We start from the raw sequence: 18,753 nt of genomic DNA on the forward strand, positions 1-18,753 counted from the left end.
ATCAAAGAAATGGACGATGCCAATAAGAAATTGGAAAACGGCCTTGAATCGTTTTATGATAACGTTCGAAGACCGTCTTAAAGACTACGTTTAAAAACCGCAGTTACACAGAATTATTTACAGGGTCTTATTGCTTATTAAAAGTTGCTATTAATAAGAGCCAATTAACATCATAAGCTAAACTTCTTATCTATTTTTGTCTTATGAGATTCTGACTATTAACTCTAAAAAAATAGAGTTGTAATGCACTGCAAAGTTTTTAATCATAATAGTATTCGTTATTTTATGCTTATTATAGTATCACGACTCTTTTGAGCTTAATCAGATTTAGCAAACTTATCATTACTGCTTTCAGATATTTTATTAGCCACTAAAGAGCGTCCAAGATTGATGTTATGGACAGTAGATTTACACACAAGGATTTGTGACTTCATCTTATTAAAATAGATTGTGTATTCAGAAATCCTCAATTTTATTATTTTTAATTAAATGAGGCCACTTATGTTTCTTTTTCCTTGTAGCAAAAAGCGTGTTGGACTTGCCAGTGCTATACCTTTAATTCTTGTAGGTTTGACATTTGTTCCTAACAACTCTTATGCAGCACAAAATACACAATATAAAAGTGTTATGGATTTGATTGAATCAAAATCTAAAGGGCTTGCGGTTAATTCTTTAAAAAATGATCATGAACTTTTTACAGATTACACCGATACAGATGGTGAGTGGGATACTAAAAATAGTAGAACATGGTGTAGTGGTTTTGTTCCAGGAATTTTCTGGTACTTAAGTGTTATGACAGAAGATAAAGAGTGGAAAAATCGTGCAGTCTCTTGGACAGAAGGTGTGAGAGCTAGATCCTATGCTACTGATAACGATACAGGTTTTCAAATATTTGATAGTTTTGGTTTAGGTTATACTATCGGTGGGGAAAATACTGAAGATTATAAATCAGTGATGGTAACTGGTGCTAAGACATTAGTTGAAGAGCGATATAATAATGAAATAGGCGCTTTTCGATCATGGAAGCAGGGTGTTAGCAACCCAATAAGTATGCCCTTTGAAGTGAATATTGATCAATTAATGAATATGGAGTTGGTCTTATGGGTTGGTAAAAATGCAGATAAACCAGAGTATACACAAATGGCTATCTCCCATGCAGATAAAACTTGGGCAAATAATGTTAGAGAGAATGGCAGTACCTATCATGTCGTTAGTTATAATTCACAAGGACAAGTAGTAAAAAAACGCACTCATCAAGGCTGGAAAACAGAATCAACTTGGTCTAGAGGGCAAGCTTGGGCTGTTTATGCTTATGCTATGTATTATCGTTATACTGGTTTAGATAGAATGCTCGAGCGATCTAAAAAATCTTATCAATATTATCTTGAAGCAACAAAAAAACAAACGAATGATTTAGTACCATATGCTGATTTTGATGCGCCATTAGATAAGGATAATCCAAGAGATAGTTCAGCTGCTGCCATTGTTGCTTCTGCGTTAATCGAGTTATATAAGATCACTAAAGAAGAGCAATATTTAAATGATGCGCAAGCGATGTTAAACAGTTTGGCTACTCCTACCTATTTGGCGAATAACCCCGATTACGAGTCTATTTTATTAAAAGGTTCTGAAAAGTGGGGGGAACCTGAAGTGGGTTCTATTTTTGGTGATTATTTCTTTGTGGAAGCATTATATCGTTGGAAGGTTTGGACGAATAAACCATTGCCAGAGCACTTTGGATTATAAATAAGACAGATTTAAAAGTAATAAAAAAGCCACTTCATATGAAGTGGCTTTTAGTATCAGATAAAACTATTAATTAGTTTTAACAGACAATAGCGACTAGATACCTAGAGCTTGTCCGCCACCAATTTGTACAGTTTCAGCAGTGATGAATGCTGCATCTTTACTTACTAAGAAAGAGATAACACCAGAAACGTCTTCAGGTTGACCTAAACGACCAAGCATGATGCTGTCTTTCCAAGAAGCGAATACTTCTGGTTTAGTATCTTTAATTTGTTGGTGGAATGGTGTATCGATAGTACCTGGAGATACAGCATTTACACGGATACCAGCAGGAGCAAGCTCTTTAGCTAATGCGCGAGTGAATGTGTGAACAGCAGCTTTAGAAGTACCGTAGATACCAGCGCCTGGGCCACCAGCATTCCATGCAGCATTTGAAGTGTAGTTGATGATTGAACCACCAGTTGTTTTCTTCATGAATGGGATAGCTGCACGAGAAACGAAGAATGCACTGTCAAGGTTAAGAGCCATAACAAAACGGAAGAACTCAGTTGTCATTGTTTCAACTGGGCTACGACCACCTAGGCCACCAGCGTTGTTGATTACAACGTCGATTTGACCGTATTTTTCACCGATAGCTGTAACGTTTGCTGTTACTTCTTCGTCTTTAGTTACGTCAAAACCGTAGTATTCAGCTTCGATACCTTCAGCAGCAAGTTCTTTAACACGCTCTGCGCCGATTTCATCTTCGATACCGTTAAGTACAACAGTGTAACCATCTTGACCAAGACGTTTCGCTACAGCGAAACCGATTCCACCAGTAGCACCAGTGATTAAAGCAATTTTTTTAGACATGTTTTATATTCTCATTGACTAGTTAATTGATGATTATGCCAAAGGCATAAAGGAAGTAATCAAATGTGATATAAATTAACATCGATAATATATGTTCTAGGAAAGAATTAACTAAACCTATTATTTACATGTTCGATGTTATTAATTTAATGCAACACAACTGATTACTTTTTAATTGATATGCAATTTAAATGACTCTAATTAAATATCAACCGTAAAATTTACTGCGCTATTGTATTACAAATCACTCAATTGTAAAATTTTTTTATTAAACGCATCGTGATGCTGGTTATTAGATAATTCTATAGATTACTGTAAATTAAGCTTTTTTACTCATTACTGGGTATGCGAATAAGTTTTTATTTCTGATCTGTTAACAATGTTATAGTGTTATAAATGTCGCGGAAATTAATCAGGAAATTGAATGTGCTTATTCGATTATCCTGCTAAATAAGATGTAAGCATCTTAATTATTTTATAAACAAGGAATGTATCGTGAAAAAATTATTTATTGTAATGCTTATCAGTTTTACTTCACTACAAGTATCTTCTTCTCAATCCTCCTCATTAATTAAAAGTACATCAATTACTCATGCTTTTATAGAGCATCGAAGTGATGTACAAGTGAAGGGCAGAGGTGAAGTAGTAACTATTTTAAAAGATGATAATACAGGTTCCCGTCACCAGAAATTTATTCTAAAACTAGCCTCAGGACAAACGGTTTTAATCGCTCATAATATTGACCTCGCGCCTCGAGTTGCTTCATTAGAAGAAGGGGACTTTATTGAATTTTATGGTGAATATGAATGGAATAAAAAAGGCGGTGTCGTTCACTGGACACATAGAGATCCTAAGGGTAACCATATTCATGGTTGGTTGAAACATAATGGAAAAACATACCAATAGTGATTGCTATTATGCATCTATTAAAACGGGTTATTCACCCAAGTATTACCCTTGATAATTTAATTCCTGCTCACCCTCAATGTTTTACGCGGATTGCAACACGCGCTATCGTCATTAAAGATAATCAGATCTTATTAATGTTTACAAAACGGTATAACGATTACTCGCTACCTGGTGGCGGTGTTGATGAAGGTGAAAAATTGATTGATGGTTTGAAACGAGAATTACATGAAGAGACAGGAGCACACAGCATAAGAAACATTAATGCATTTGGTTTATATGAAGAATTTCGTCCTCATGAAAATAAAAAGCATTTTTCTGAATACTCTATTATGCACATGCTTTCCTATTGTTTTACATGTGATATTGGTGATGTATTAGCAGAAAATAAATTAGAAGATTATGAGATTAATAATGGTATGCAGGTTTGCTGGGTTAATATAGATGAAGCAATCAAACATAATTTTAAAACGATAAATAATGATAAAAAACAAGGGCTGTCAATTCTTAGGGAAACTTACCTAATGCAAGAGATCAAACAACGCTTGATGGCGACTTAACATTTTATTAAAAGTGCTAAGTCAGTCTCATTCGCGTACCACTTTATTGCGACCACTTGTTTTTGCTTCATATAGTGCGATATCTGCTCGTTTTAACAGTTGATCAATTTTATCTGTTGTATTAATTTTCTGTGATATACCAATTGAAATAGTTATTTTAATGTTAGTCTCTGGTGTAATTAATATTGGAGTATGTGCAATAGTGGTACAAATATTATTTGCTAGTGCTAAAACTTCTTGATCGTTTAAACCACCTGTTAAAATGGCAAACTCTTCCCCTCCTAATCGTGCGAGGATTGCATCATTAGGTAATGCTTGTTGTAACGTTTTAGCAATAAATTTAAGGACTAAGTCTCCTACATCATGACCATATTGGTCGTTTACATTTTTAAAATGATCTATATCGATCATTAATAAAGAGATGTCGTTTTGTTTTGCAAATATCTCTTTCGCTTGTATAAAGAAATGTCGACGATTACTGATTTCTGTTAACACATCAGTATGAGCAATATAATCTAAACGCTGTTCTAATTTTATTCTATCGGTTATATCAAACGCAGAAGTGCGGGCAATAGAGAAATAACCCTTTTCTAAAATCGAGGTGGCAGAGGTTGATACAAAGAAAGTGTGACCATCTTTACATCGTATTTCTAATACAACGCCTTCCACTTTTTTATCTTGTTGAAGTGCGATGAGAAAGTCTTCAAAAATGTGGATGCTATCGTTTGTTAAAAATTCAGTAAATGATTTACCTAACACTTCTTCACGAGAATAACCTAACCAATTTAATTCAGTTTGGTTTATTTTAATGATAGTGCCTTCTTTATCTAAACTATGGTAACCACATGGTGAATTTTCATATAAGTCTGTTAATTCATTGGTAATAAATCGGTCATAACGTCGTTGTCGACGCCTTTGCTCCGATAAAATCAATATTAATAATAAGATTGCTGCACTACTAATAAATAAAGAAATAATAAGAAAACGACCAATAGGTTTATAGAAAAACGATCTACTTTCCATTGTTTCATTGGGTAGAAAGATAATTAACTTCCAATCGTTTTGCTGTTTTGACTTAGCTGTCACGGACAGTGCTGCAGACTTTTCTGCTTTATATTTTCCAATGCTATTTAAAGTAAAAGGATTAATAGAGACATAACGAAACAATCCACTTTTAGTTTTTATTACACCATCAGATTGAGTATTAACTGTGGACCATGCATTAGGATATAGATCTTTAAAGGTTTGTGTGACGCTCTCTAAACTGCCTCCCCATTCATTGCTTCTATCATGGTTACTAATCCAGTAACCTCGAGGGTCAATTAACATTCCTTGCCCATTGATACGTAGGGTCATTTGTTCTCGAAAGTTTTCTAGTAACTCAGTTGCTAAATAATTCATCACCATATAACCCACTGTTCTACCGTTATCATTAACGATGGGAGTCACAAAACGAACAACTGGTTTATGAGGTAATTCTATTTCACCGTGTTCTTCATTGAGTTCCATTGATGAAACATATACTTGTCCTGGTGTGAGTTTTAGGCCCTCTTGAAAATATTTCCTGTACTTTTTGTTTTGAAGGTTTTGCGGACTAACAACCTCTGTCGTATTATTTTGGTAATTTATTCGGATCCGCTCAATACCCTCTGTATCAATTAAACGTATTTGATCATAACGGTGAAATGTAATCGCTAAATTTACAAAAAGTGTTTCTAAACCTCGACGATTAACTTTATTTTCATTCTGCATAAAATCTGCGAGTACTTTAGAGCGAGTGCTCATTTGTAACACCATTAATTGTACGTGCATTTCTTTTTGTAAAGCTTGAATTGTTGAGCCCACAAATACCTCTTCTTGTGAGAGTAATTCTTGCTCAAGACGGTCTGTATACTTTTGATAAATATAATAGGTGAAAGAGCCTAGTAAAATTATGATGATGCTGTATACCCAGACAAAACGGAATAAAATCGTTTTAAAGATAGATTTTAATTGAATAGTATCATCTATTTTTTCATTATGAATTTTAGAAGGTTTAATCAAAATTATTCGTCCGTGTTATTTATGCATCATTGCTAGAAAAGTCATTACTTATAGTGTAAAGATTATTTAATAAGGCTTGTTTTGTTGAGGCTTTAATATATTTCTATGTGATTGGATCTCTTTTAAATTGCACTACTTTGGAAATAAGTTGTAGCTTGCTAATTTCAATATGCCGTAAAATACAACAACATATTGAAAGATTGCAATATATTGTTTTCTAACAGCCTAATAGTTCAGGTAAAAAGTAGCCTGTGTTATTAGGGTAAATAATGTATTCGCCATGATATTTAACTTTTGACTTATAGTCAGTTACTTTATGTAGCAGTAAAGATTGATCAAAAGCTGCTTGTAGTGCTTCAGCTATATCCCCTCGAATATATAAACTAATTTCTTGGCTTAAAATGCCATTTTCAAAATGACTATCGAATTCATTCTTACATATAATCAATGATGCTTGGCCACCACTATGACGATTTAATTTTTCACCTACTTCAAGATCTGTATTGACCATCCATTGTAGTGCGACTAACTGTTCACATAATGATGTAACTTGCTTTATAGTGACTACTTTAGGTTGTAAATCTTGATCAAAAACATGTTCATAGGATTGTTTTATTGCAGTGAATGTCTCTACTAGACCAGAATTTTTACCCAAGCTGCGCGCTTTACGTTGCCAATGTTTTAAAGTAGGTAATACATCACTTTCAAAACGTTTTTTCTTCATCGCATTGGTTGTCCAAGCCGCTAGAAAGTGAGTTTCACTTAATGGATTATGTGGGATTTTTCCTTTTGATTGTGCTTCGTTTAGATCTGCTAATGCGCTAGTTACAACTTGATGAATTGATGTTGAGAAGCTTGTCATGATTATCCTACTGAAATAAAAAATATAATATAAAAGTATGACAGGGTAACCTGTTATGGACAAGTGAAGATACTGTTAATTGATCTTCAAAGCAGTGTATTGATGAAATGTTTAATAACTTAGATTCAAATCAAAAGCTGCCTAACTTCAAAAGTTATTAACTAAAACGGTTTTTTCGATACTAAAGTGAGTTTGCTATTTCATCAACTTTCTGAATATCATTAAACTAAATAATTGTTTAATAGTTATTATTTATTTAATAGAGAGCCTTTATGCCAACAAGTGGAACAGTAAAAGATGTTAATGAAAATAAGTGTATCTCACTTGTTTTAGGGAGTGGAGGGGCAAGAGGCATGGCCCATATTGGTGTCATAAAATGGCTACTCGAAAATGATTATCAAATTAAATCAATTTCAGGTTGTTCTATTGGTTCATTAATCGGTGGTATATATGCAGCGGGTAAGCTTGATACATTTGAACAATGGGTATGTGGATTAAATAAATTAGATATTATTTCCTTATTAGATATTTCGTGGACATCCAGTGGTTTATTACGTGGTGATAAAATAATAGATACATTGATTGCTTTATTAGGTGATCAGTTAATTGAAGAGTTACCTTTAAAATATACAGCCGTTGCATCTGATATAAAAAATGAAAAAGAGGTATGGATAAATTCAGGGTCTTTATTTTCTGCCATTCGAGCTTCTATTTCTTTACCCTTATTCTTTACTCCTGTTGATAGAAATGGTGTGCAGTTAATTGATGGTGGTGTATTAAATCCTGTACCCATCGCACCTACGTTTGGCGATAATACCGATTTTACGGTTGCTGTTAACTTAGGTGGTTCGATTAATTCAGATTGTCTTGAACCAGAAACAATTAAAGAAGTTATAGAAAGTGTGGATGAATTGTCTTTACACCAAAAAATAGGGCATTACATAAAGAAATTCGGTAGTAACTTAAATATTAAAAATAATAAACCTGCCGTTTGGGATGCATACAGTATTGCAGACCAAGCTTTTGATGCCATGCAAAGCTCTATTGCTCGTTTAAAATTAGCAGCATATCCCGCTGATTATAATATTGTAATCCCACGTAATGCATGTGGTACTTTAGAATTTGATAGAGCAAAAGATATGATTGAATTAGGTTACCGCAGTGCAGAGAAAATGTTGCAGTCAAATAAGAATAAAAATGATTAAGGGTTTGTTGTGAGTATAAATAATGTAGATGTAATCAAGAGCACGCAGTTATGGGTTAAAAACGTTATTGTGAAATATAATATTTGCCCCTTTGCAAAAAGAGAATTAGACCGAGGTAGCATTCGTTACTGTGACGAAGATAGAACAGAAATAGAAGATGTATTAGATAGATTAACTGAAGAATGTAAGTACTTAGATTCTCACCCAGAAACAGAAACAACATTGCTTATATTAAGTGAAGCTTGCAGTGATTTTGAGCATTTCCTTGATTTGATTTATTTGTCTAATCATCTATTGCAGATGAGTCAGTATGAAGGTGTCTATCAATTAGCACATTTTCATCCTGATTATTGTTTTGAAGGAGATGCAGAAGATGCCGCTTCAAATTACAGTAATCGCTCCCCTTATCCTACGTTACATATCATTCGAGAATCGAGCATGGAAAGAGCCATAGCAGCTCATCCCGATGTTGATAGTATTCCAAACAGAAATATTACTTTTATGAATAAAAAAGGGAGTCCTTTTTTTGCTGATTTATTAGCGAGTTGTTTATTTAATAAAGCTTAAATGCTGTTGCTATTAGTGCTTGATAATCGGTATTAAATAAACATTGTTTAGATATTCTACAAATATCCTGATTAACACTAACTCTTAGTTAAAACTGATCGACAAAAGCTTATAAGATCGATAGATTTGCAAGTTTTATGATGTTGTCTCTATAAAGAGTAGTACTGTCTATTTTAACTGAAGCTTTTTTATCTAACCATTAACAAGGAACTTCCATGGCACAGCAAGCCTATCAATTATTACGCATTATTATTATCGATAGCTTTTGGAAAGGACAAGTTAACGAGCTAGATTTATCTGGTCATACTCAACTTGAAGGTACAAACGGTGCGGGGAAAACCTCGTTAATGCGTTTATTGCCTTTATTCTATGGTATGCGTCCAAGTGATATCGTGAGTAAGGTGGATCAAGCAAAAAACTTTGCAGATTATTATCTACCTCGTGACTCCAGTATCTTGGTATATGAATATCAACGACCTAATGGGCAAACCTGTATGGCTTTAGCCAGTTCGGATGGGCGAGGTGTGCAGTTTAAGTTTATTGATAGTAGTTTTGATAGTAAGTTGTTTATTGCTGCCAATAATGTGCCATTAAAAGTATCTGAGATAGAGCGGGTATATCGTAATCTTGGTGTTGAGTGTTCTATTTACTTAGGTGTTGATAAATACCGTCAGGTCATTCAAAACCTACGTACAGGCCGTAAAATAAAAGAGATCCGTCAATTACAAAACAGATTTTCATTCAGTGATTTAGCAACGCCACATCTTGATAAAGTAGTGAACGGTACGATTGAGAAAAATCTAGATTTTGATGCAGTTAAGCAAATGTTAGTGGCCATTGCGAGTGATCATATCGCTCGCAGTATCAATGATGAAAAAGAGCAAATAACCCTTAATAAACAAGATATCAGCTTATGGCTTGCAGATATTCAAGCGAGTCGTTCAATTCAAAAAGTCAGTGATAAAATTGCTTTATGGCAAACTGATTTTACTCATTTAGATAGTCTACTCATTAAACTCCAACATTTGCATGCAGAAATGTTGCATCATCAAGAAAAAATTGAGCAGCTTCAACAACAGCGTAGTGAAGAAAAATCAGTATTAAGAGATGAAATCAATTTACTCGATAAACAATTAAAAGAACAAAGTGCTTCATTACAAATAGACATCAACAAATTAGCTGCCCAAATAGAGGCCGATCAGAGCAAAATTGATTTATTAGATGATGATAAATTAAAGTTTGATGATAACGATGCCGCAAGTTATCAACTACAAGCTGATAATGCACCTCGCTACCAACAACAACTTAATGATGTTAATGAAATTATTGAAGCATTTGAAGGTAATCTTAATAAAGTACAGGCTAAGTTTGAATCATTATTACAAGCTCTGACTTTACAGACAGTGAAAGATGAGTCGCGCAATAATGAGCAAGTTTCTAATGTCAAAGAACAAGCAAATATACAATTATCTGTGATATTTGAAACACATCAAGGTCAGTTAAGTAAGCTTAATGAACAACTAAACGAAAGCTTTTTAAAGTTAAATATGCATCTGCAAACTTTGCAGAATCAATTAACAATGACAGAACTTGCACAGCAAAGTATAAAGGTTGAAGATTCGTTGCAAAACGAAATAGAGCTTAATCAAGCAAACATGTCTGATGCTAAAGACCAGTTAAGTGATTTATTGCAAGTATTAAGCAGTGATAAAGAACATTTCAATACGTTAGATAAACAGCGTCAATTATTATTAGATGAGCATAAAAAAAATAATCGACAGTTAGATGACGCAAAAAAATCACGTCAACAATTACAGTTGCAATTGTTGCCTGAAGTTGACTCTTTACAACATTTTTTAAGTAATGAAAGTAAGGCTACGGGGTGGAAAGAAAATATTGGCCGTATTTTATCTGCGGAGCAATTAGCGCGTAAAGATTTAAACCCTCAATGGGTAAGTGAAATAAACGACTCTGGTATTAGTGATAGTTTATTTGGTCTTCAAATTGATCTAGAACGATTACAGGATAGTGACTTACAGTTAAATGAAAATGAATTACGTGAAAAACTAACTGATATCGATTTAAAAATAGCAGAGCTACTGAAATCGAATACTGAATTAGAAAGTCAGCTTAACGAACTTACTAAACAAATCAATGCACAAACACTCTTACTCAGTGAACGTAAACACAGCTTACAAAAAGTCGAATTAAGGCGAGATCAATTTAAGGCTCAGCAAGAGAACCTTGAGATTAAAAAGCAACGTTATTTAAAACAAGCAGCGAGTGCTTTTGAAGAGAATGTCAAACAGCTAAAAAATCAGATAAAGCAACAACAAACTAAACTAGATGAGTTTAAAGAATTACAACAAGAACAACGTTTAGAGCTTAATAATCAACTCTTAGAACAACGTATGGTAGTGGAATCGGATAGAGATAGTCAGTTAGAGCAATTAGCTGAGCAGCTTAAGTCAATTCGAGAGAGCGCTAAAATACGTCAGAAAGATTATAAGCAGCAACGTGCTCGCGCATTAGATGAATTAGATCCTGATGGTGAAGTGGATAAACGCATAAAACAACGTAGTGAACTTCAAAAGTTACTTGAAGAATGTGCTGTGTGGGCGCGCAAAGCCAGAGAATACCAACAGTTTATGAATGAGCGTTATGTTCATCGAGATCAACTTGTTGAAGTTAATCAAAATCGAGAAGTGCAAAAACGTAGTCTTGAAAATAGCTTGTCAGAGGTAACTATTGAGAAAAAATCGTTAATCAATGACAAGCAGAAACAGGTTAAAAAATTAACTCAACAACTGAGTGATGATGGTGACTTATTATTACAGTTAGGGTTAGCGCAACGTGAATGTGAACAATATGGTATCGAAGCTGTATTGTCTGATACAGAACCTCATAACAGTGCGGATCTTACGGTTACTTTCTGTGGAGATTGGGTCAAGCAATTTAAAACCATTGATAAGCGTCTACAAGAACAAATTAGTCGTTTTAATACGTCATTCAGTAAGCATAATGCAAACAGTGAGTTATATGAAAACTGGGTAAAACTTGTTGCAGATAATGATATTTATACCGGAGCGCGTAGTTTATTTAAATACCAACATCCGATTGCCGACTTATTGAGTAGTGCGGCTCAAAAACAAAAGAATACTTATCAGTTAGTTACCGTGAATGCCAATATGATCAATGAGTTTTACCAACACATAGAACATTTTGCGCGCCGCATTAAAAGTATTGGTAAACAGTTATCTAATAATGTTACAAAATTAGCTCACTTTGAAGCACTAGCCGATATCAATGTGAATACAGTGATGAAACAAGAAGAGTTGGATTATTGGGGACCATTGCAACAATTTGCTAAGTTATTTGATAAATATCGTGATGACCTACGTGAAGGCGTTGGTGATATTCCTGATGATTTAATTGTTGCTATGCAAAAACTGTCAACTTATTTACCAAGTGAAGGTTTTGCTTTAGCACATCATCAACTATTTGATATTGAATTTACTATCTCTGAGAAAGGGCAGTTAAAACATGCTCGTAACGCAAGGCAATTGAAAAAAATTAGCTCAACGGGATTATCTTATCTAGCGATGCTTTCCTTATATGCCGGCATACTTGGCATGTTACGAGGTGAAAGTGATGCGCCTACTCAAATTATTCTGCCGGTAGATGAATTAGGTGAATTAGCTGCTGAAAATATAGATCTGTTATTAACTATGTTTAACGAAAACTTTATTACTATGTTATCTGCTTCACCTTCAACGGATAGACATATTTTATCGTTATACGAACGTCATTATAAAATTAAAGATAACAAAATATTCCATGCGCATATTCCAACATCTCGTTTGGACGAACTGTTATTGCAGCGCAAACAAGTATCAGAAGCAAGCCCACAGGAGAATGCACATGTTTAAGCAAACCGTCCAACAACTGCTTACTGGCGCAGTAATTTGTGAAACTGCTTTTGCTGATGAATTCCTTTTTCTACAAGCGCAAGCAAACCAAGATCGTGTGACTGATTTTCTATTAAATTTGGATCGACAACTCACATACCTTGATAGTGCTGATGCCTATTATTGTACGTTTAGCGAAGTAGATAGCGGCAACACGGCAGAACTGAGCATGTTATTTACTGAAATTCGTGGCATGTTTCGTCCATTAGTTGAGTTTTTAGAATTAATACTCACCGCAAGCCAAACAGATCTTCCTCTTCATGCAAAATCCATTGTAAATATTAATGAGTTATTTGACCCTTTTGAACATGATCAAACGTTGCGTGAGCAATTACGCCATTTAACCGCCATTAAACCTTTTAAAACAAATAAGTTAGAAAGTCGTGAGCAGTTAGTATTTGTATTCCATAAATTAGAAGAGCTAGGTTACTTTGTGCGTAAAAATGCAGGTAGTAGCCGTTATTTTGCAACGGCTCGTTTTGATTTGGTTTATCTATTGATTGAGTTTTTAAACGATTCTGAACGTATTGAATTGCCAGAAACCATTGAACAACAACAAGAAGAGTTATTGTTCTAATGGCCGGTTATGATACTCACGATGTTGCCGAACTATTACGCCAACTAGGTGCAAATGATCAACTTTTAGCTGAAGCTTATGTTTCAGGTTCTGTACAAGGTGACGGTAGTGATGCGCGTAAAATCGCGGCATTACATAAAAAGTCATTATTAAGACCAGATGATGAACCGGGTGAATATCGAGTTAGCGCAGAATTAAAACGTATGTTGAATCGTTTAATGCGTAAACAAAGTAGTTATCGCCAATTAACCGATATGGGCAAAGTCATTGATGTATTAGAAGATACAGTCAATGATTACCGTTTATCTATTATTGCTGATCAACAGGATGATGCTGAATATTATTTAGATCAATTAGATGACTTGTTATATGAAGCTAAAGATAATCTTAATGTCAGCTTAGACAATATGCATTATGCCATCTCTAGTCAGTTTGGTTTTGTGACCACTATCAGTGCAAAAGTACGTGAAAATGAGCGTGCGTTAACTTATGCACAAAAGCTATTAACCGAACTACAACAGATAGATCCTGAAACCTGTTATGAATGGATGAATTGGGCTTGTCCTGTTGAATTAGCACGTAAAATTAGTGGCTTTATCTATTGGTTTAACCAAACACTTCCTAGATTACGTTTTATCATCGACAGTATGCGATTGAGTTTATTTAAGCTAAGACGTGATGAAAAACAGGCAAGTTTATTACGTAATATGGCGCGTTATTTACATAAACATCCTGAGTTTGAAATCAATGAAGATATTTTTGAAGACAAAGCTCTACCAACTGATTTGCGTTTTGCCGCACCAATGCATCTTAAGTCTTATATTAATGTTAAAGAAACAGCACACGAACAAGCATTAATCGAGATTGTACAATCACTGCGTAAGTTAAATACGGTTGCCAAACCGAGTGCTCGTGAAACATCAGAAGTTGAAGTGATTGAAAATGTAGCAATGAGCTTCAGTTATGATTACTTTGAAGAGCAAACAGAACGTTTATTTGAACAGGCAATTACAACGGGAGAACCTGTTTCTGCTGTCAATTTCTGGCTGAATGCATTACCAGAATGGCATAGCGAACAGCAGCATATTGAACCTACGCCCTGGGTTGAATTAGTATTTAGTAGTTATTGTAAATTAACCAATGCACAACAAGCATTAATCGATATTCGACCAAAGGGAAAACAGTTACCAGGGATTTCCCACAACTGGTCTTATAGCGATATAGTGGTTCAAGTTAATTAATGATGAACGATCATCTTTTTAATAAAATTCAGTATGATTTTTTTGCAAATCACCTTCGGAAAGATTTAGGGCAGGTTAAATCGACTAAAAGTTGCCAATGGCTTGTGGCTACACATCGTTTAGGGAGGATAGTTGATGGAGTATGGTTTTACACAGAGCAAGATAGAATAGATATTCTAAATCTAGTGTATAAACATCATCAAGTTAACTTATTAAATGATCCTTATCCTGTAAAGAAATCGCGCACAGACAATGCTAAAACACATCACAATGAAAAATTAAACTCATTATCGGTTACTAATGACTTTGTATTAGTGAACTCATTACAGTCTTTAAAATTAAATAAGAAAACAATAAATATAAATGAATTGAATACACTAGGTATTTATCTTAATGCAAACCTGATAAACAGCGTTGAGCATACAAGTATTGTTTTTGTTGAGAATCTTGCGGTGATGGCTAATTTACAACATCTTGTATTGACGGATAATGCCCTGCATCTAAAAGAGGCTTTATGGGTCTATCGTGGCGATATTAAAGCACAACAAAATACCTCCCAAGCTTATATTTTTTTTAGACGTTTTAGTGGAACACATCAACTTATTTGTTTTTCAGATTTTGATCCTGAAGGGATCATAATTGCTGCTCGTAGCGGAGCAACTGGATATTTAGCACCCGGTGCTAATGTTTTACAGCATTTTAGCCTGAATGGCGTAGAAAAAGATTATTACAAGCAAATAGAAGCAGTAAAAAAACTGAATAAAATAAAAGGTTTATCAGCGCCGTGTCGGGAATTAGTTGATGCGATATCTGCTCATAAAAGAACCATTAAACAAGAGCATATTTTAGCTCATCAAATACCTTTATCTGTATTTGAATTAAGTTAATTAAATTAGGTTATGATATACCTATTATATTTTATATTAAAAATAAATAAGACGATAACAAGGAACTAAAATGCAAATAGCTAAAGATAGTGTGGTTGAATTTCATTACCGTTTAACTGAAGGTACGGATCTATTAGAAGATAGCGCAGGTCATGATCCATTACTTTATTTACATGGTGCTGGTGGTTTATTTGAAACAATGGAATTAGCATTTGTTGGTAAAACAGTGGGTGATAAATTTGAAGTAACTTTAACACCAGATCAATCTTATGGTGAACGTCGTGAAGGTGCATTTCAGCGTATTCCATTAAAACATTTACAGGGTTTGAATCCAGGTCAAAAATGGGCTGCAGGAATGACAGCTGTTGTTGAATCAAATCAAGGGCGTAATGAAGTCACGTTAATTAAAGTAGGGCGCTTTAATGCTGATTGTGATTTAAACCATCCATTTGCAGGTAAAACATTAACATTTGCAATTGAAGTTGTGAGCGTTCGAGCTGCAACAGAAGATGAATTATCACACGGCCATGCACATGCAAAAGGTGGTTGTGAACATTAATTCAAAATTAGTTAATCGAGGCAAATTATGAAACGTATTTCATTATTTACAATGGCGAATTGCCCACATTGTAAAACAGCAAAACAATATCTAGAGCAACAAAAGTTAGAGTTTCGTCTGGTGGATATAAAAAGTCCGAGTGGACAAAAAGAGTTTGCTAAAACAGGTTACCGTGGTGTACCTATTATTAAAATTGGAGATCAATTTTTAAACGGGTTTACTGTGAAAGGTTTCCTTAATTTATACAATGGATAACAACAATATCATTTGCCACTAAGTGGTGCTGCATGTTGTTTGTAAAGAAGGCCTTACTTATTTAGTAAGGCCTTTTTGTTGCTTAACTTATTGCTTAGGCTGAAGTTAACTCACTTTGCGCTGGTAAAGGTAGTAGGTAAAGTGAAATAAATAAAGTGATTGCTGTTGGGATCACCCATGCCATTCCTAATGCAAATAATGGAATGAAGTCAAAGGAGTGCATATTCATACCAGCTACTTTTAAGCCATCTAATAATCCAAATATTAATGCGACAAATAGGACTAATGCGTAAGCTATTTGCTTATTGCGTATTTGACTTTTAAATAAGGTTAAAACAACAAGCGCAATGGCTACAGGGTACACAGTGTATAAAACAGGAACGGATAAACTAATTAGTTGTGCAAGACCGACATTAGTGACTAGTGCACAAAGAGCGCAATTAATGATGACTAATGTTGCTCTTGGCCACTTAGGTTTTAATTGTGCAATAAAGTCTGCCATGGCACTGACTAGACCAACAGCAGTCGTTAGACATGCAGTAGCCACAACAAAGGACAATAAATATTGTCCAAATGGCCCAAATAAAGCGGTAACATAATGACTAATCAATTCACCTCCATTAGCTGGATTTGGTGAAATAGTGTGGCTTGTTGCACCAAGGTAAAAAAGAGAAATATAAACAAATGCCAAACCAATAACCGCGATGCTACCTGCTAACATTAAGTATTTGTATTGTCCTTTTGCTGAGGTAATGCCTTTACTACGAATGATATTAATGATGAACATACCGAAGATTAACGACGCCAATGTATCCATGGTGTTATACCCTTCTAAAAACCCCTTAATAAAAGGAGTACTTGTATATTCTGTAATACCTTGACCTACTTCAGCCTGTGGATTAATAAATACAGCGATAGCGAGTATTAATAACGACAAAATCAGCATAGGGGTTATTACTTTTCCTACCCAATCTAATAACTTACCCGCACGTAACGATAGAAAAGCAGTGATTCCAAAAAATATAACTGAGAATAAAGCAAGGTGGCTTGCATCACTGTGTGATATAAAAGGTTTAAAGCCAATTTCGAAGGCCACTAATGCAGCTCTTGGTGTCGCAAAACTAGGGCCGATAATAATATAAACAACTAAAGCAAAAACTAAGGCAACTTTGGCGGGAAGATAACGAGCCATGGTAAGAATACCACCACCCGCTTTCGCTACGGCTAATAACGTGATTAAAGGCAAACCAACGGCAGTGACTAAAAAACCTAATGTGGTAAGGGTAAATTCTTCACCCGCTAACGCGCCTGCTAATGGTGGAAAAATAATATTGCCTGCACCTAAAAAAAATGCGAAGTTCATAAAACCGAGAGCAAAAATATCTTGATATGAGAGTTTTTGTTGCATAAGAGACCTTGTGTGGATTTGAATCATCTATCCCTTTAATAACAACAGATCATTCCTCAATAATTAATGTGGCGGCGAGCATAACAAATATGCACTTTTCTGTAATGAGCTAAACACTTGTTTTAAGTGAAAGTGATATTAATTTAATAAAAAATAGGCTTACATTTAACAGAAAGTTACTCAGATCACTGCGCCATAAAAATGTGAACAATAAACGTTCTATCTACTTTGCTATTGAATACTTAAATTGCTAGTTTAAAGGTTGGTTTATTTTGTTCATGTTAATCAATAAAATGAGTGAAACTGAAATGGAGTAAGTGATGGAGAATCGTATTATTAGACCTGCTGAAGTTATTAATTTACCTGATAATGTTGTAATGCATGAACATAATTATCACCAGCTTGTGATTGCTACTAAAGGTTCATCTGAGTCTTGTATTGAAGGCTTAGAAGATAAAATAGTACCAGGGCAAGCTTGTATTGTAACAGCGTCATCAAGCCATGCATTTAATGCGTTAGGGCAGTCAGAAATACTATTACTTAATATTGAAAACTCCCATAAGTTAACAAATTCACCTATAGAAAAACTAAACTCTTTACTGTCTACTAATCAATCTTTTAAATTAGATAATCAATTTCAAACATTATTGCAGTTATTAGTGAATGAAATAAAAACCTATCCAGAAGATCTATTAATTGCAGAGGCGTGTAAAAATACTATTGTTGCATTGTTGCAACGACATATAGAAACGGATTATGCGATAAAGACAAGAATAAATATGACGGTTATCGATAATTATATTCACCAGCAAATGACCTCAAAAATAACTGTCGCTCAACTGGCTGGTTGTGTTTTTTTAGGGGAGAGTCAATTTCATCATCTGTTTAAACAACAAATAGGTAAAACACCACATCAATATATCTTGCAAATCCGCCTTAATTTAGCGAAAAAACTATTACAAGAAGGTACTTTGACATTATCTGCTGTGGCGAATGCTGCTGGTTTTGCAAATCAAAGTAGCTTAACTCATGCCTTTACTAAATTTCATGGGATCTCTCCGTCGAAATACCGACATTAACATTTTATATGCGCTCTCTCACAAAAAAAAAGAGATCG

The 18,753-nt window shown here is 34.5% G+C and carries 16 protein-coding genes; 12 read left to right on the forward strand and 4 right to left on the reverse strand.

All coding sequences use genetic code 11. The features are described 5' to 3' along the window. Positions 1-501 precede the first annotated feature (501 nt). The gene (locus tag E2R68_RS05215) at positions 502-1,746 is read left to right on the forward strand and encodes a glycoside hydrolase family 88 protein (protein ID WP_166738808.1); all 1,245 of its coding nucleotides are present in this window, start codon (positions 502-504) and stop codon (positions 1,744-1,746) included. A 96-nt stretch (positions 1,747-1,842) separates the two neighbouring features. Here the strand turns inward: E2R68_RS05215 and E2R68_RS05220 are convergent, their stop codons facing one another. Next, positions 1,843-2,598: an SDR family NAD(P)-dependent oxidoreductase gene (locus tag E2R68_RS05220; RefSeq protein ID WP_134276450.1), complete on the reverse strand. Its 756-nt coding sequence runs from the start codon at positions 2,596-2,598 to the stop codon at positions 1,843-1,845. 495 nt (positions 2,599-3,093) lie between these two features. Between E2R68_RS05220 and E2R68_RS05225 the strand changes: the two genes are divergently transcribed. Together E2R68_RS05225 and E2R68_RS05230 are read left to right on the forward strand one after the other, a co-directional pair. After that, positions 3,094-3,504 carry a DUF3465 domain-containing protein gene (locus tag E2R68_RS05225; RefSeq protein WP_243834606.1) on the forward strand — a complete coding sequence of 137 codons (411 nt, stop codon included), beginning with the start codon at positions 3,094-3,096 and terminating at the stop codon, positions 3,502-3,504. A gap of 11 nt (positions 3,505-3,515) precedes the next feature. Beyond that, positions 3,516-4,064 carry an NUDIX hydrolase gene (locus tag E2R68_RS05230; protein ID WP_134276451.1) on the forward strand — a complete coding sequence of 183 codons (549 nt, stop codon included), beginning with the start codon at positions 3,516-3,518 and terminating at the stop codon, positions 4,062-4,064. Positions 4,065-4,091: 27 nt separating this feature from the next. On the opposite strand, the gene E2R68_RS05235 is transcribed toward E2R68_RS05230, so the two are convergent. Together E2R68_RS05235 and E2R68_RS05240 are read right to left on the reverse strand one after the other, a co-directional pair. Further along, positions 4,092-6,107, reverse strand: coding sequence for a diguanylate cyclase (locus E2R68_RS05235; protein ID WP_134276452.1), 2,016 nt, complete (start codon positions 6,105-6,107; stop codon positions 4,092-4,094). 217 nt (positions 6,108-6,324) lie between these two features. Further along, entirely contained in the window at positions 6,325-6,969 is a 645-nt protein-coding gene (locus E2R68_RS05240) for a DUF2913 family protein (protein WP_134276453.1), read from the reverse strand. Between the two features lie 272 nt (positions 6,970-7,241). On the opposite strand from E2R68_RS05240, the gene E2R68_RS05245 reads away from it, so the two are divergent. From E2R68_RS05245 to E2R68_RS05280, 8 genes are all read left to right on the forward strand, one after another. After that, positions 7,242-8,174, forward strand: a complete 933-nt coding sequence (locus E2R68_RS05245; protein WP_134276454.1) for a patatin-like phospholipase family protein — start codon at positions 7,242-7,244, stop codon at positions 8,172-8,174. Between the two features lie 15 nt (positions 8,175-8,189). After that, positions 8,190-8,741, forward strand: coding sequence for a DUF1415 domain-containing protein (locus E2R68_RS05250; protein WP_134276671.1), 552 nt, complete (start codon positions 8,190-8,192; stop codon positions 8,739-8,741). A gap of 215 nt (positions 8,742-8,956) precedes the next feature. Then, entirely contained in the window at positions 8,957-12,670 is a 3,714-nt protein-coding gene (locus E2R68_RS05255; RefSeq protein WP_134276455.1) for an ATP-binding protein, read from the forward strand. Next, complete coding sequence (locus E2R68_RS05260) at positions 12,663-13,286, forward strand: hypothetical protein (protein ID WP_134276456.1); 624 nt, start codon at positions 12,663-12,665, stop codon at positions 13,284-13,286. The genes E2R68_RS05255 and E2R68_RS05260 overlap by 8 nt, the downstream gene beginning before the upstream one ends. Continuing rightward, positions 13,286-14,527 carry a hypothetical protein gene (locus E2R68_RS05265; protein ID WP_134276457.1) on the forward strand — a complete coding sequence of 414 codons (1,242 nt, stop codon included), beginning with the start codon at positions 13,286-13,288 and terminating at the stop codon, positions 14,525-14,527. The genes E2R68_RS05260 and E2R68_RS05265 overlap by 1 nt, the downstream gene beginning before the upstream one ends. Further along, a complete protein-coding gene (locus tag E2R68_RS05270) occupies positions 14,527-15,414 on the forward strand; it encodes a DUF7281 domain-containing protein (RefSeq protein WP_134276458.1) in 888 nt (295 codons plus the stop codon). Before E2R68_RS05265 ends, E2R68_RS05270 begins: the two co-directional genes overlap by 1 nt. 70 nt (positions 15,415-15,484) lie before the next feature. Continuing rightward, positions 15,485-15,973: an FKBP-type peptidyl-prolyl cis-trans isomerase gene (locus E2R68_RS05275; RefSeq protein ID WP_134276459.1), complete on the forward strand. Its 489-nt coding sequence runs from the start codon at positions 15,485-15,487 to the stop codon at positions 15,971-15,973. A 27-nt stretch (positions 15,974-16,000) separates the two neighbouring features. Then, complete coding sequence (locus E2R68_RS05280) at positions 16,001-16,228, forward strand: glutaredoxin family protein (protein ID WP_134276460.1); 228 nt, start codon at positions 16,001-16,003, stop codon at positions 16,226-16,228. A 94-nt stretch (positions 16,229-16,322) separates the two neighbouring features. Here the strand turns inward: E2R68_RS05280 and brnQ are convergent, their stop codons facing one another. Continuing rightward, on the reverse strand, positions 16,323-17,636 hold the full coding sequence (gene brnQ, locus E2R68_RS05285; protein ID WP_134276461.1) for a branched-chain amino acid transport system II carrier protein: 1,314 nt from the start codon (positions 17,634-17,636) through the stop codon (positions 16,323-16,325). A gap of 320 nt (positions 17,637-17,956) precedes the next feature. Here brnQ and E2R68_RS05290 point away from each other — a divergent pair, with 320 nt between their 5' ends. Then, complete coding sequence (locus E2R68_RS05290; protein WP_134276462.1) at positions 17,957-18,715, forward strand: AraC family transcriptional regulator; 759 nt, start codon at positions 17,957-17,959, stop codon at positions 18,713-18,715. Positions 18,716-18,753 lie beyond the last annotated feature (38 nt).

Source organism: Psychromonas algarum (assembly GCF_004376845.1).
GTDB lineage: Bacteria > Pseudomonadota > Gammaproteobacteria > Enterobacterales > Psychromonadaceae > Psychromonas.